This window comes from Pedobacter sp. KBS0701 (assembly GCF_005938645.2).
In the GTDB taxonomy this organism is placed as follows: domain Bacteria; phylum Bacteroidota; class Bacteroidia; order Sphingobacteriales; family Sphingobacteriaceae; genus Pedobacter.
Window position 1 is genome coordinate 2,432,991 of the sequence record NZ_CP042171.1, and the last position, 13,210, is coordinate 2,446,200.

Annotated in this window: 15 protein-coding genes; 7 read left to right on the forward strand and 8 right to left on the reverse strand. The window is 39.2% G+C overall.

Features of this window, described 5'->3' with window-relative positions; genetic code table 11:
- Nucleotides 1-21: 21 nt before the first annotated feature.
- The gene (locus FFJ24_RS09560; RefSeq protein ID WP_138821284.1) at nucleotides 22-597 is read right to left on the reverse strand and encodes an RNA polymerase sigma factor; all 576 of its coding nucleotides are present in this window, start codon (nucleotides 595-597) and stop codon (nucleotides 22-24) included.
- A 417-nt stretch (nucleotides 598-1,014) separates the two neighbouring features.
- On the opposite strand from FFJ24_RS09560, the gene FFJ24_RS09565 reads away from it, so the two are divergent.
- From FFJ24_RS09565 to FFJ24_RS09590, 6 genes are all read left to right on the forward strand, one after another.
- Nucleotides 1,015-3,399 carry a PAS domain-containing protein gene (locus FFJ24_RS09565; protein WP_138821285.1) on the forward strand — a complete coding sequence of 795 codons (2,385 nt, stop codon included), beginning with the start codon at nucleotides 1,015-1,017 and terminating at the stop codon, nucleotides 3,397-3,399.
- 162 nt (nucleotides 3,400-3,561) lie between these two features.
- Nucleotides 3,562-4,233, forward strand: coding sequence for a hypothetical protein (locus tag FFJ24_RS09570; protein ID WP_138821286.1), 672 nt, complete (start codon nucleotides 3,562-3,564; stop codon nucleotides 4,231-4,233).
- A 501-nt stretch (nucleotides 4,234-4,734) separates the two neighbouring features.
- A complete protein-coding gene (locus FFJ24_RS09575) occupies nucleotides 4,735-6,387 on the forward strand; it encodes a DUF4932 domain-containing protein (protein ID WP_168202433.1) in 1,653 nt (550 codons plus the stop codon).
- Nucleotides 6,388-6,632: 245 nt separating this feature from the next.
- Nucleotides 6,633-6,992: a VOC family protein gene (locus FFJ24_RS09580; RefSeq protein ID WP_138821288.1), complete on the forward strand. Its 360-nt coding sequence runs from the start codon at nucleotides 6,633-6,635 to the stop codon at nucleotides 6,990-6,992.
- Between the two features lie 96 nt (nucleotides 6,993-7,088).
- Nucleotides 7,089-7,538 carry an EVE domain-containing protein gene (locus FFJ24_RS09585; protein ID WP_138821289.1) on the forward strand — a complete coding sequence of 150 codons (450 nt, stop codon included), beginning with the start codon at nucleotides 7,089-7,091 and terminating at the stop codon, nucleotides 7,536-7,538.
- Nucleotides 7,522-7,998: a MarR family winged helix-turn-helix transcriptional regulator gene (locus tag FFJ24_RS09590; RefSeq protein WP_138821290.1), complete on the forward strand. Its 477-nt coding sequence runs from the start codon at nucleotides 7,522-7,524 to the stop codon at nucleotides 7,996-7,998. The genes FFJ24_RS09585 and FFJ24_RS09590 overlap by 17 nt, the downstream gene beginning before the upstream one ends.
- Before the next feature lie 153 nt (nucleotides 7,999-8,151).
- Here FFJ24_RS09590 and FFJ24_RS09595 read toward each other — a convergent pair whose 3' ends face one another.
- From FFJ24_RS09595 to FFJ24_RS09630, 7 genes are all read right to left on the reverse strand, one after another.
- Entirely contained in the window at nucleotides 8,152-9,318 is a 1,167-nt protein-coding gene (locus FFJ24_RS09595; RefSeq protein WP_138821291.1) for an NAD(P)/FAD-dependent oxidoreductase, read from the reverse strand.
- Between the two features lie 22 nt (nucleotides 9,319-9,340).
- Nucleotides 9,341-10,090: an AraC family transcriptional regulator gene (locus FFJ24_RS09600; protein ID WP_138821292.1), complete on the reverse strand. Its 750-nt coding sequence runs from the start codon at nucleotides 10,088-10,090 to the stop codon at nucleotides 9,341-9,343.
- A 23-nt stretch (nucleotides 10,091-10,113) separates the two neighbouring features.
- Entirely contained in the window at nucleotides 10,114-11,007 is an 894-nt protein-coding gene (locus tag FFJ24_RS09605; RefSeq protein WP_138821293.1) for an EamA family transporter, read from the reverse strand.
- Nucleotides 11,004-11,186 (reverse strand): hypothetical protein, encoded by a 183-nt coding sequence (locus FFJ24_RS09610; protein ID WP_138821294.1) that lies wholly within the window; start codon nucleotides 11,184-11,186, stop codon nucleotides 11,004-11,006. Before FFJ24_RS09610 ends, FFJ24_RS09605 begins: the two co-directional genes overlap by 4 nt.
- 157 nt (nucleotides 11,187-11,343) lie before the next feature.
- The gene (locus FFJ24_RS09620) at nucleotides 11,344-11,496 is read right to left on the reverse strand and encodes a serine hydrolase (RefSeq protein ID WP_138821296.1); all 153 of its coding nucleotides are present in this window, start codon (nucleotides 11,494-11,496) and stop codon (nucleotides 11,344-11,346) included.
- Between the two features lie 104 nt (nucleotides 11,497-11,600).
- Nucleotides 11,601-12,230, reverse strand: coding sequence for a helix-turn-helix domain-containing protein (locus tag FFJ24_RS09625; RefSeq protein WP_138821297.1), 630 nt, complete (start codon nucleotides 12,228-12,230; stop codon nucleotides 11,601-11,603).
- A 10-nt stretch (nucleotides 12,231-12,240) separates the two neighbouring features.
- Complete coding sequence (locus tag FFJ24_RS09630) at nucleotides 12,241-12,726, reverse strand: DUF4442 domain-containing protein (protein ID WP_138821298.1); 486 nt, start codon at nucleotides 12,724-12,726, stop codon at nucleotides 12,241-12,243.
- Nucleotides 12,727-12,947: 221 nt separating this feature from the next.
- On the opposite strand from FFJ24_RS09630, the gene FFJ24_RS09635 reads away from it, so the two are divergent.
- Nucleotides 12,948-13,157: a coproporphyrinogen III oxidase gene (locus tag FFJ24_RS09635; protein ID WP_138821299.1), complete on the forward strand. Its 210-nt coding sequence runs from the start codon at nucleotides 12,948-12,950 to the stop codon at nucleotides 13,155-13,157.
- Nucleotides 13,158-13,210: the final 53 nt, after the last annotated feature.

Consider the following 13,210-nt stretch of genomic DNA (forward strand, 5'->3'; position numbering starts at 1 on the left):
CGGGGCTGGTAGTAGACGGAATTAAAAAAAAGTTAAGAAAATATTAAATGAATCACCCATTTTACTTTTGAGGATCCGCAAAGCATTATTTATTTGCTTTTTTACGGTTTTATCAGAGATATTCAGTTGTTCAGCAATTTCTTTATGTGTTTTATGCTGTTTTCTACTCAGTTCAAACACTTCGCGCATTTTTGGTGGCAGGCTGTTTAATCCCTCTTCAATCACTCGTTTCAGGTCCTGTTCCCGCACTCTGCTATCCGGCATTTGCGAAGGATGCTGAATGATATGCTCCACCTGTGCTAAATATTTAGCTTCTATCTTAAAATGCTTCAGACGGTTTAAAATTCTGTTGCGCGTAACTGCATAGAGAAAAGCTGCTAAATTAGGATAAATGTGATGGCTGTCAGATCTGGACCAAAGGGCGGTGAAAACTTCCTGAACCACATCTTTTGCTTCTTCCTCATCATTCAGCATTTGGTTGGCATGGCGAATAAGCAGCAACCAGTAGCGGTCATAGATGATTTCAAACGCCTCTTTATTTCCTGAATGGAAAGCATTTAGAAGATCTTCATCACTTTTAGGAATAAATGCTGCCATGTTCAAAAGTAACAATAAATACCATTTCAAGCAATAATTCCAATATCCATAGGAAGCTTAAAAACCAACTCTTTTTTAAACTCTTCATTTCCGGTGCCCCGGGAACAAACGCCTTGGCGTACTGATCCATACGTAGGCCGCATTATCTTTCATTAAACACAAGCAGCCGGCAATAAAGCCATCGCTGCAACAGCATCTATTTTAATTTGCTTTTCTCATTTGATAAAATACTTAAGGTTAAATATCCGTAAGAAATAAAATAGGTTAAAGAAATGATTTTTAGTGGAGGAAATGAAAATCTAAACCCTTATCTGTTACTTTTGTATATTCGAAACCTTTAAAATCACGATGATGATATTAACGGAAGAGGGCTTTAACATTATTTGTAGAATCTTAATCAGTTTTCCAACTATATAAATGAGCGAATTATCGGCAAGTGAAAAGCGCTTTAGGGCATTAGTGACCGCCACCTCTGATGTGGTATACAGGCTCAGCCCGGACTGGGAGATCATGTATGAACTGGATGGACGGGGATTTTTGAGTAGTACCAGTGCTCCGATAACGGGGTGGAGGGAAAGAAATGTGCATCCCTATGATATGGAAATGGTGAATGCCGCAATTTCGCAGGCCATTGAGCGCAAAGGGATTTTTGAATTGGAACACAGGGTTGTCCGTGCTGATGGGAGCTTGGGATGGACCGTGTCCAGGGCCGTTCCCATTCTGGGGGATGATGGGGAAATAGAGGAATGGTTTGGTGCGGCTAGTGATATTACCATAAAGAAAAATATAGAGGAGGAGAAATCCAGGTTAAGCCTCGATCTCGCCGCTTTAAATGAAGAAGCCGCTGCAACCAATGAGGAACTGCATGCAGCCAACGATGAACTTATGTTATCGCAGGATAAGCTCGGAGAGGTAAATAGCAGGCTTGAACAGATACTCAACATGCTCCCTGCTTCCGTTGTAGTAATCAGGGGCAATGAGCTCCTGGTGGAGATGATCAATGATAGTAACCTCCTTTATTGGAACAAAACACGTAAGGAAGTTATTGGCAGGCCTTTTCTTGAAATTTTGCCCGATCTGGCTGATCAGCCTTTCGCAGGTCAACTCCGAAAGGTAATGGAAACAGGACAAATTATCGATGTTAAAGAAAGCCCGGTAATTTTCACATCCGCTGACGGAAGCCTCAGAGAAACCTACGTTGATTATACCTATCAACCGCTACGTGATACTGATGGAAATATTTCAGGGGTACTTGTAATGTCGTTTGAAATCACAGACAGGGTGATTTCCAGAAAGCTCCTGGAAGGGTATACTGCTCAACTTTCTAATACAAATGATCAGTTATCAATATCCAATAACAAACTCTATAAAAGTGAGCAGCGTTTCAAATTCCTTATTGAAGAGGCACCTGTTGCCATCGGCGTACTTCATGGAAGAGAACTGACCGTTGAGACGGCCAATGCAAAATTGCTTGAGGTTTGGGGGAAAAACAATGCTATCGTAGGGTTTCCACTAAAGGATGCGCTCCCGGAGATTAATGACCAGCCTTTTCAAAAGATACTTGAAAAAGTATTCGATACAGGTGAGGCCTTTTATGCCAATGAAATCAGGGCGATGCTGCAACATGGGCAGGCCCTAAAAGAATATTTTTTCAACCTGGTGTACCAGCCCGTGATGGATTATACTGGAAAAACCGCTGATATCCTTGTGGTGGCCATTGATGTGACCCTTCAGGTAAACGCCCGCAAAGCGGTTGAAAGGAGTGAGGAACATTTCCGGAGACTTGCCGACCTGGTACCTGCCAAAATATCAAATGCACTTCCCAATGGTGAAGTCACTTTTTTTAACAGGCAGTGGCTGGATTTTGCGGGAATGGGTTTTGAAGATCTGCGGGACTTTGGATACCTGGAGATGTTGCACCCAGATGAGATCCCTGTCTTTCAGCAAGGGCTGGCTGCTGCAGCGAAAAGCGGAGTGCCGTATATTTCAGAAATGCGTTTTAAAAACACAGAAGGAAGTTATGTCTGGCACTTAAACGTGGCTTCCCCGGTAATGAATGAGGCTGGTGAGGTGATTATGTGGGTGGGCTCCACAACGAATATCCAGTCAATCAAGGAAGAAGAACAACGGAAAAACGACTTTATCGGAATGGTGAGCCATGAACTCAAAACGCCACTCACTTCACTCAACGGATATCTACAGTTTATGCAACGAAAGGCGCAGAAATCCGGTGATGATGCACTTTATCAGGGCTTTAAACAACCGTTAAAACAGGTTTCCATTATGACTGCCATGATTAATGGCTTCCTAAATGTGGCAAGGCTTGATGCAGGCAAGATTCCCATTGAAAAATCAGCGTTCAATATGGCAGAACTGATCCAATCTGCCCAGGATGAATTCAGGGCACTGTACAGTTCGCATATTATTATCTGTCCGCATCTGGATGAGGTAGCAGTCCTTGCCGATCGTGATAAAATTTTACAGGTATTGAACAACCTGGTAAGCAATGCAGCAAAATATTCTGCGGCTTCTACCACTATCGAAATTTCCTGCCAGCGCGTAGCGCATTGGGTAAGGGTTAGCGTACTGGACCAGGGTATCGGAGTAAGTAAAGAAGAACTGGGAAAACTCTTTGAACGTTATTACAGGGTGGAAAAGAATAACAATATTGCCGGATTCGGGATCGGTCTATACCTGTGCGCCGAGATCATAAAAATACATAATGGTAAAATCTGGGGAGAAAGTGAAGCAGGGCAGGGTTCAGTCTTCCATTTCGAACTTCCATTAAGTGGTTTTCTATAGACTCATTTAAAATCTTAAATATTAAAAAGGAAAATTTTTCCAGTAAACAAACAAATTGGTTCAAGCAGTAGAATAATAAATTCGAACCAATGTTTGATATAGGACTGGGTACATTATTTTTCTTATTTTAGCTGGATCAGAATACTGAAAATTATTTTCTATATGACTAAACAACTCTTATTTAGTTTGGTGTTAAGCTTAGTGTTTAGTTTGAAATCTAAAGCACAGGACAAATCAATAGTTCCTTCGGATGTAATTCCGTTTCAGGTAACTGTCGAAGAATCTGTCTATAAAGGTAAAAATGCCTTAGCCCTTGAAATAAAAGGCCAAGCTAATGGAGACAATACGCTTGCTATTCTGAAGGATATTGAATTTCATAACGGCGTAATTGAAGCCACAATTAGTGGGCAAGCACTTGCAAACGCAGGGGAAACAGCCCGTGGGTTTGTGGGTATTGCGTTCAGGGCGGCATTAGACGCTTCTAAAATGGAGGTTTTTTATTTACGTCCCACCAATGGTCGGGCAGATGACCAATTACGCAGAAACCATTCCAGCCAGTATATTTCTATTCCTGGATATCCCTGGGAAAAATTAAGAAAGAAAACACCGGGGAAGTATGAAGCGTATGTAGATATATTACCTGCGGAATGGATCAAAATAAAAATTGTAGTAAAGGATGAAACTGCCAGGCTGTATGTTAATAGTGCTACTGAGCCTACTTTAATTGTAAATGACTTAAAGCAAGGTAAAAATATTCGGGGAAGCATTGGGTTATGGGTAGGCCCAGGTACACTAGGCCACTTTACTGATGTTAAAGTAACTAAAGAAGATTGATCAATATTATATAAATTCCAGCATCTCACCTGCAATTATTTTTGAAATAAATCTATAGCTCTATAAACTGCATTTTTTCAAAACAATAGAAAGAAATAGAATTACGTGGTGCAATACCATTCGCGGATTTTCTCTTTCCATGTCATATCCACGCTCGAAATATTCCTGAATACGGTTCATTTTTTTTTGCGGAGATATCGCTGTTAATATACTTATCCGTGGTTAAATTATTTTCACCTGAGCCAATGGCTTAACTTAATGACATTGGGGTAATGCCAGGCGAAAAAACTAATGTCCGTCTAGTACATTCGCAATATTACCATGATCAATAGAAACGTTCTAAATCGAACGCTATGTTTCAATATCGAACATTTTTCAAAATCTAAATAAATGTAATGCACATAAAATCAGTTACTTGTGCTTGGCATAGCTGTTGTAAACCATACGATACAGCGGGTTATGCTGGAAACCAACACTTAATAATATTACTTTATGCGATCAATGTTACGTATTTTATCATTACTCTTATGCTTAAGCCTTTTTGCCCTGGAAGGCTTCACGCAAACATCTTCCGCCAGGCCAACCTTCCAGGATTGCCGGCAAGTCTTAAATGGCGTCAATTTTAGTGTCGATCCGAGGATTGAACTTTTTCATACCATGGAAGTGCTCAGTGGTATTCCACTGGTTAATTTTATCGAAACGGATTACAAGCAGAAGATTTTAGCCAATTTTGCCGCCCATAAAAATCATCCTCTTTTTGACTATCTGAAACGAAATGATCTTTACGGAAAAATTTTCAATTCCATTGATGCGCCGATTTGGGCAATGCTCCACATGACTGATAATTTAGAATGGCGTAAAGATATTCCTGTTCCCGAAGCTGAAAATCCGATGCAGGATTCTCTGAGGATACTGATGAAGGATTTTGCGAAAAAATCGAATTATGTGCTGTTCTTTAATAGTAATACAGATTTTTACCGGATTTCTTTGGCAACCTTAACCTACAATCTGCCAAATTTTAATGAAAAAGAACGCCTGCTGAACTATTGCGGAGACGGTAACGGAAAAAATATTCAGTTCAATGTGATCCTGAATTTTCTGGGCTGGGGGAATTTTGGACCCCGTATTTTTAAAAAAGGCGGAGCAGAATTGTACGCGGTGATTGCACCGGAAAAATCCGCTATCAGGGTGCCCACTTTTGATGTTTCAGCTTTGTACCGATTGTTATGGCATGAATTCGCGCACTCCTTTGCAAATCCGGCAGTTGAAAAATACGAAGCGCAGTTCGATCAGTTTGAATGGATGTGGACACCCATAAAAGAATCTATGAAAAGACAGGGCTACGGTTCCTGGCGATCGGTGGTTAAGGAGCATCTGACTGAAGCAATTGCCTGCCGTATGGCAGCATCGAAACTCGGTGAAAATGCTGCAGATCTGAACTTTGTACGGCGACAATATGGTATGCGCTGGATATATCTTCATCCCTTACTGGATGCGCTTAAACACTACGAGAAAAACCGCCGGCAATTTCCTACACTGGAAAGTTTCATTCCGGAAATTATAAAATCTTTTAAGCGGGTGAGCCCAGGTGATATTGACCGGTGGATGGCTGTAACCGATGCGATCAGAAAACCTGATGTTAACAATATGCCGGCAATCGATGCTATCTATGGTCAGAAGAACATTTTGTTTATTGTTTCTACTGGCGAATCGGATCAGGTAGCAGATAAAAAATTAAAAGATTTTATGAATAACTTTAAGAACCGGATGGCTGATTTAAAAGACGCAAGGGTGGTGGCTGATACGATAGCACTAAAAATGGATCTGTCTGTTTACCACCTTTCCGTTTGGGGAACACCGAAGGGTAACAAATTCCTGCAGAAATATTTTGATCAAATTCCACTGCAGATCGAGGATAAGCGGGTGATTGGTGAGAATATATATGAGGGTACAGGTTATGGCATATTGATCGGTTGGGTTAATCCATTTAACAAGGAAAAAGTAATGGCTATTTATACAGGGCAAAATCCTGCAGATGTTGTGGATTTTAACAACATTCCAAATGGCTCAGGAAATTACCATATTTTCAATAACAAGATTACGATAAAGCAAAGCACTTTCAGTCGTCAGGGCGAGATTTGGTTCGCAAAATAGTAAACTGGAGAATTGTCTGGAATTGGCCACTTTCTTGCTGCCCTAAAGATGAATGAACTTGTTTTAAAGTTTGTGTTGACAAATTTTTAGCTTTTTATTGGCCAGATAAAAAAGTAATTGTGGTAACAGGCCTTTTAGCATCGGAAATTTCGGCCAGCACTGTGGTTAATTTCAAATAAAACATAAAAAGTTTTGATATTGTTGTCGTATATATTATATTTGCGACAACAATTAAATTTATTTATATGAGATTATTAACATTTGCATCACTACAGGTGAAAAATCTGGGGGCATCAAAAGACTTTTATGAAAAAAAATTAGGATTTGAAATTGGAGACACTAATCCGCAAGCCTGTGTTTTCAAATATAACCGGGGAGAGGCAAGTTTTGCTATTCGCACCCCGCTTGAATCACTTGAAGGAAAAGAGTTGGGTATCGGTGTGGCACTGTGGTTTGCCGTTGATAAAAATGTAGACGAACTGAAAGAAGAATTTACTATCAATGGAATTACAACAGCCGGACCGATTATAGATACGCCTTTTGGAAAAGCTTTTCATGTTAAGGACCCTGACGGCTATAAACTTACTTTTTTGAATGCAAAATAAGAATAGATTTTGGTTACTGTTTAAGGAGTAAGACAATCTCGCTAACTGAATTTTAAAGCAAAATTATCGGAATTTTAGCATCTATAAATCTACATAATGAGTGAAAAAGACCCAAAGTATTGGATAATTGTAGCATCCAAAGATCACGTAAAATCAGCAGTTGAACTGGGAATTGTACAGGCTTGTCATGGAAAATCTTCACCATTAAAAAGAATGGGAAAAAGTGATTTTGTTGTATTTTACTCTGGAAAGCAGACGATAGACAAACCGGACAAATGTCAGGAGTTTACTGCTTTGGGAAGGGTAGTAGACGGCGAGATTTACCAGTTAAAAGTCCCGGAAAACTTTTCTCCTTCAAGACGGAAGGTAGAATTCTTTAACTGTAAAGCCATTTCTATTTTACCCTTAATTGATGATTTGTCTTTCATTCAGAATAAAAAACGCTGGGGCTATCCGTTTCGTTTTGGGTTCTTCGAGATCAAACGGAATGATTTTGAACTGATTTCTTCACAGATGCAACAAACAAAAGATGAGCAAAAAAATTGAATTTCATTTTAAAAAACCTGAAGACAGTCCGGGTTACCTTCTTGGCCAGCTAACCATGCTGTGGCAAAGGAAATTAAAGCGCGTCCTTGATCCTTTAGATTTAACGCATACACAGTTCGCATTACTATGTGCACTAGCATGGCTCTCCAGGGACAGTGATGTGGTAACACAAGTGGATATAGCCAATCAAAGTAATGCAGACCGCATGATGGTATCTAAAGTGCTGAGAACACTGGAAGATAAAACGTTTATTACCCGTTTCGAACATCCTACAGATACAAGGGCTAAAACAATAAGATTTACAGCTACCGGGGAGATAATCCTGCAAAAAGCGATTATCAGCGTAGAGGCTGCAGATCTGGACTTTTTTTGCGGCTTAGGAATAAACCTAAAAACTTTTAACTCAGATATGGCATCCCTTATTAAGCAAAATAATAAAGAGATATCAAATATTCCCTAATTCTCGTGACTTAACCCAATCCGAATATTTTTATAATTTGTACATATGGTGCGCAGAAAGAAATCCATTGCATTTAAAAAAGGTGGGTATCCTTCAGCCTGTAAAAGATCCCAGTTGCCGCACATATAAGATGCCGCAAAAGGATCTCCTTGTTTATCGTCCGCCAAAAAAATCAGACATAGTTGACAGGGCATTGGCGTGATGCATCCTTTCCCCGTTTTCCAATGACTCCCCTGCAATTCCGGAGGCTCTTTTTCGCATCGCTGTTTCATACGATACAATGGCCTCGTATATCGAAACATAATGGCTGCCTGTCAGGCTTTCACTCAATTCCAGGGCATCAAGCATCGCCATATTAACCCCTTCTCCTGCAAACGGTGGCATTACATGGGCAGCATCACCGATGATGGTAACATCTGAAAGAGTACCCCAGGTCTGGTCCAAAGGCATGCAGTTGATTGGTCTCGGAATAAAAGGAACCGAAGTATTTTCAAATAGCGGGTACCAGAGGTCACTCCATCCCATATATTCTTTCTTAAACCATTCCAATACCTGCCACCGGTCGGAAAAATCTAAACCGCTTTTTTCCGCCCAATTTTCTTCGGCTTTAAAACTTGCATAGAATCCGATTACACCGTTTGCTTTCTGTCCCATAAGAATATCCTTTTCATTTCCGAAAGCCATTAATTTACCGCCACGAAGAAGCCTGGTAACTTCGGGTACCCGTTTTTCGGCATCATATATATTTCCCTCAAGCATCGTAATACCTGAATAAAACGCATTAATGCCAGTAATGTAGGGCCTGATTTTTGAGTTGGCACCGTCTGCTCCAATAACCAGATCAGCATACGCTTCCAATCCGTTTTTAAAATGTAACAGCCAGCCGTCTTTTTGTTTTTCCATAGACAGGAATTGGCTGTTCCAAATTATATTCTCAGGCTCTAACGAGTCCAGTAATAGCTTACGTAAAGCACCCCGGTCTATTTCAGGCCGGAAATGTTGATCCCCGAAATCTTCTTCTCTCATGCGTTCGAGGTCATGGTCGCTAAAAACTATTTCACCTTTTTCATTGGTAATCGTTGTTTTGTCGGCTCCAGGCATATAATTGTTTTTAAATGCATCCAGCAATCCTGCCTTCCGTATCGCGGCCAGCCCAGAATCTTCGTGCAGATCAAGCGGCGAACCCTGTACCCTTGCACTTCGGTCAAAATCCCTTTCATATACTTTAACATCAACGCCTTTCAGTTGTAAAAGCCTTGCTAATGTCAGTCCGCCGGGGCCGCCGCCTATAATCGCTACCTGCTTATTTTGTAATAACATATCTTTAAATTAGACTACAAAATTACTTTTGACCGTAGACTAAAAATTGTAAAAAACGGTCGTTTTTATTTTTATACAACTCTTTGGGTGAAACCCCCGAAAGTCGTTTAACCTCTTTAATAAAATGAGACTGATCGGTAAAATTGCGCTGGGGATACAGCGTTCCATCCCTGATGTGTGAAAGCGAAGCCTGAAAACGAAGTATTTTACAATAAGCTTTCAACGGAAGCCCGAACTGCTGATTAAAATACCGGTTAATCTGGCGCGGGCTCCACGAAATCTTTTCAGAGAGTTCAGCAACGGAAATCTCGCCGTACGAAGCAAAAACCAGTTCAAACAATCTGCGTTTGCGCACATCCACATCTTCAGGTAAAAGCGCAATGATTTTACTTGTCATCGTATCACAAAAGGCTTCAAAATGATCCAGGTCTTCTATTCTTAAACCCCAAAAATCATCTGGCAGCAGCTTTCCGCTATTGATGATATCAGCCACCGGAAAGCCGAAAATATATTCTATCGCCAGCGGATTAAAACTGACCGAACAAAAATCCGATACTTCATGATCAGGATATTTAGGTTGGGTTTCCAGTCCCAGCAAGGCAACCTGTATTCGGTTATCTTTAGTCTTTGAATAAATCAGGTCAATTCTTCCATTCGGAATAACCACAGCCTGATGATGATTGGAAAAGTTCTGTAGTGAGGAAAAACAATAGACAAAATCTTTTATCGATTCCTCAGGTTGAACGAGTTTAAAATCCAATGTGTCTCCCATGGTTAAAAATATTTCCGGTAAAACTAATGTCTTTGCTCTTTTTTAAAAAGGTAATGCAGGTTAAAAACAAGAACTGATAGGAAAATGATACTGTATGCTGCCATTTGTAATGAACTAATGGGTTCATGGAATACCAAAGCTGCTATAACAAATCCAATAATTGGATTAATATTAAGCAACATCCCCACTGTTGACGAGTTTAATCCCTTAAGGGCATATAAATTCAAAAACAATGGAATTACTGTAAAACCAACTGCTATAACTTCTATTAGTAACCAAAATAACGCCTCGGTAGGCAAAGGTCCGCTGTAAGCAGGATAAAAGGGCATCAATATCAGCGCGGAAAGCGAAATATGAAAGGTGAGCAGGATGAACTTATCAAACCCAACATTTTTACGTTGGCTTACCAGGTAAGCGGCATAAGTAAACCCAATAACAATACCGTAAACCATGTCCATAATATTCGCATACGATAGTATCAGGCAGCCCATTATACTTAACCCAACAGCCGTCCATTGTACTTTGCTGAGCTTTTCGTGCAAAAGCCAGTAAGCAAGCAATGTGGTCATAATAGGGCAAACCAGATAGGCAAGCGAAGTAGCCTTGATGCTTACATGATTAAGCACGTAAATAAACGAGAACCAGTTGATATTTAAGAAAACACTTCCGCTTACATTCAGCAAAAGCATGTTTCGTCTTTGCTTCGAAGGTAAGGCCTTCATATCAGAAAAGGTTTTAACCAATTCACCGCGTTTAAATAAAGCGGTAGCTAACAGCATCAATATCGCGCAGCTAAAAATGCGGTAAAATAAAATATCTACCGAAGAATATCCGCTTAAAGGTTTCAAAACTAAACTAAAAAAGCCCCAGGTCGCATAAGCGAATATAGCGGCCAGGTAATATTTTGCGATTTTCAAAAGACAGTTGCTATAATTTTACTTCTGTTGGCAATGTAGATATTACTCATGAAGATAATACCTGTTGTTTTATTGAAAAGTATGTTTGCGCTTGCACCTGGGTCATCTCCATCATGCTCAATATATCCATTATTGTAAATATTCCAGAAAACTCCCTTATTTCGTGTTTGCAAACTCATACTCTCGGGTACGTTTTTTTTTGGGGCGGGGGGTAAACACTGGGCCAAACATTTCAATAGCCGACGCGCTTTTAATCAGACCATCTTAATATCTGTATCCAGATCAAAATAACCAAGCTCCATAGCTTTCATGAGCGATACAGCAATAAATGTTTTACTAACCGACCATATTTTGAATTGTTTGTGGCGTATATGCCTTTCTTTTTGCAATATCAGCATAGCCAAAACCACTTTCAAAAACGACTTTGTCTTTATTTAAAATAGCTACAGAAAAGCCAGGTGTATTATCTTCTTTAAGCTTTAGTCTCAAAGAATCCTAATAATTTTGTGACTTAACTGTTAAAGTACAGCAAACAATAATAAAAAAGAATATTGATTTTAGATACGTCATTTTAATTCTTTTTGTGCTGTTTGCTACCTCACCGCTGTAAAATACTCTTCCCTTTCTGTAGTATGCGACTTAATTACATTGGTTAAAATTAGATTGACCAATACTTTTTGGGCTTTCCGGTACGAACTGCGTAATAGTTTGCTAAACTCTTTCAGGGTAATCTTTTCATTCTGTTCCAGGTATTCGAGCAGTTTTTTCTCGTTCTCAGAGTAAGAGATTAACACGCCATCATTTTTATATTCCTGTTTAAGTACTTCAAGAATAATCCGACTGGCTAAAACGCTTTTATCATCAATGCGGATATAAGCCCACCATTTTTTTTGATCATCAAGTGCATAATGCGGCTTGGTATCACTTTCAGGAATATTAACTACCAGCACTAATTTATCATCAACATAAATTTCCTCAAAGTAAGGTTCAATCGCAGGCTTACAAAACTGATGTGCAGAAGTTAAGATCATATACTTTTCTTCTTCCTCTGATTTTACACCTTTAATCGAGCCATCATCAGCTACACCAATTAATAATTTACCACCTTTGTTATTGGCAAAAGCAACCAGACTCTTGGCAATTTTCTCAGTATTGGTAATGGTTTTCTTAAAATCGAGCATAACGCCCTCACCCTGCAAAATTAAATTCTTAATACTCGGCATAATCTAAAAATTAGTAAGCAACTCTGGGCGTTTCACCCTGATGCAGATTTCGGATATATACTTCATTCATTACGGTGGCACATACTTCACCCTTCTTATTGGTTATTTCCATAGGGTAGGCTTTTACAAACTTTCCAATGGTTTTTAAGGCATGCTCAGCTTCATTAAGCATTTCATCAGTTACTGTTATGGTAAAATATAATGTAGAACGACCAGGTTTTAAATATTGTATAGAGGCACTCTTTAACCACACACGTACTTTAAATCCCCGGCGTTGCATCAACTGATCAAATAACAAAGCATAAAATGGGTCTGTAGCTGCATAAATAGTCCCTCCAAAAATAGAGCCGTTATAATTTTTATTCAGAAAACTCTTGCTAAGCTTAACTGTACAGCTTCTAAATTCATTTTCAAATCTCTGAACCCAAATGCGTTGAAAAAATAGGGGAGGATAAAAACGCATTACCCATTTAAGGGTATTTTGAGAAATAATCATACTTACTAATATCAGAAAGTTTTATCACCTTTTAAAGTTTTGTAAATATTGTTTAAGTAATATTTTATTTAATCGTAAAATATGCATATTAATAATATTTCACCTGCAGCTCCATAATTACCTAATAATCAGTATTCTTTTGCGAAAAATATTCTTTTCAAGAAAAAAAATAAAACCAAATTATTATAAGGTTGTTAGGATGATAGATAACATTAAAAACTATGAAAAAAATAATCTTAAGTCTTGCTTTTGCGGGTTCTCTTATGATAGCCACATCAGCATGCAATTCGTCAAAAAATATGGCTGGTTCTTCAGACAGTACTAAAACGGATTCGACAACTACGGCACCAATGGATACAACATCTAAAAAAATGCCAGACACGACCACAAAAATGCCACCTGACACTACAAAAAAGAACCCTACTATGTAGGATCTTAAAAGCCACTCTAACGCAGAGTGGCTTTTATTTTTAAAAATCTATTT

What these genes read in the sequence shown, in the direction of transcription:
- FFJ24_RS09560 (WP_138821284.1), bottom strand. Translation starts at nt 597, where the DNA reads ATGGCAGCATTTATTCCTAAAAGTGATGAAGATCTTCTAAATGCTTTC.
- FFJ24_RS09565 (WP_138821285.1), top strand. Translation starts at nt 1,015, where the DNA reads ATGAGCGAATTATCGGCAAGTGAAAAGCGCTTTAGGGCATTAGTGACC.
- FFJ24_RS09570 (WP_138821286.1), top strand. Translation starts at nt 3,562, where the DNA reads ATGACTAAACAACTCTTATTTAGTTTGGTGTTAAGCTTAGTGTTTAGT.
- FFJ24_RS09575 (WP_168202433.1), top strand. Translation starts at nt 4,735, where the DNA reads ATGTTACGTATTTTATCATTACTCTTATGCTTAAGCCTTTTTGCCCTG.
- FFJ24_RS09580 (WP_138821288.1), top strand. Translation starts at nt 6,633, where the DNA reads ATGAGATTATTAACATTTGCATCACTACAGGTGAAAAATCTGGGGGCA.
- FFJ24_RS09585 (WP_138821289.1), top strand. Translation starts at nt 7,089, where the DNA reads ATGAGTGAAAAAGACCCAAAGTATTGGATAATTGTAGCATCCAAAGAT.
- FFJ24_RS09590 (WP_138821290.1), top strand. Translation starts at nt 7,522, where the DNA reads ATGAGCAAAAAAATTGAATTTCATTTTAAAAAACCTGAAGACAGTCCG.
- FFJ24_RS09595 (WP_138821291.1), bottom strand. Translation starts at nt 9,318, where the DNA reads ATGTTATTACAAAATAAGCAGGTAGCGATTATAGGCGGCGGCCCCGGC.
- FFJ24_RS09600 (WP_138821292.1), bottom strand. Translation starts at nt 10,090, where the DNA reads ATGGGAGACACATTGGATTTTAAACTCGTTCAACCTGAGGAATCGATA.
- FFJ24_RS09610 (WP_138821294.1), bottom strand. Translation starts at nt 11,186, where the DNA reads ATGAGTTTGCAAACACGAAATAAGGGAGTTTTCTGGAATATTTACAAT.
- FFJ24_RS09625 (WP_138821297.1), bottom strand. Translation starts at nt 12,230, where the DNA reads ATGCCGAGTATTAAGAATTTAATTTTGCAGGGTGAGGGCGTTATGCTC.
- FFJ24_RS09630 (WP_138821298.1), bottom strand. Translation starts at nt 12,726, where the DNA reads ATGATTATTTCTCAAAATACCCTTAAATGGGTAATGCGTTTTTATCCT.
- FFJ24_RS09635 (WP_138821299.1), top strand. Translation starts at nt 12,948, where the DNA reads ATGAAAAAAATAATCTTAAGTCTTGCTTTTGCGGGTTCTCTTATGATA.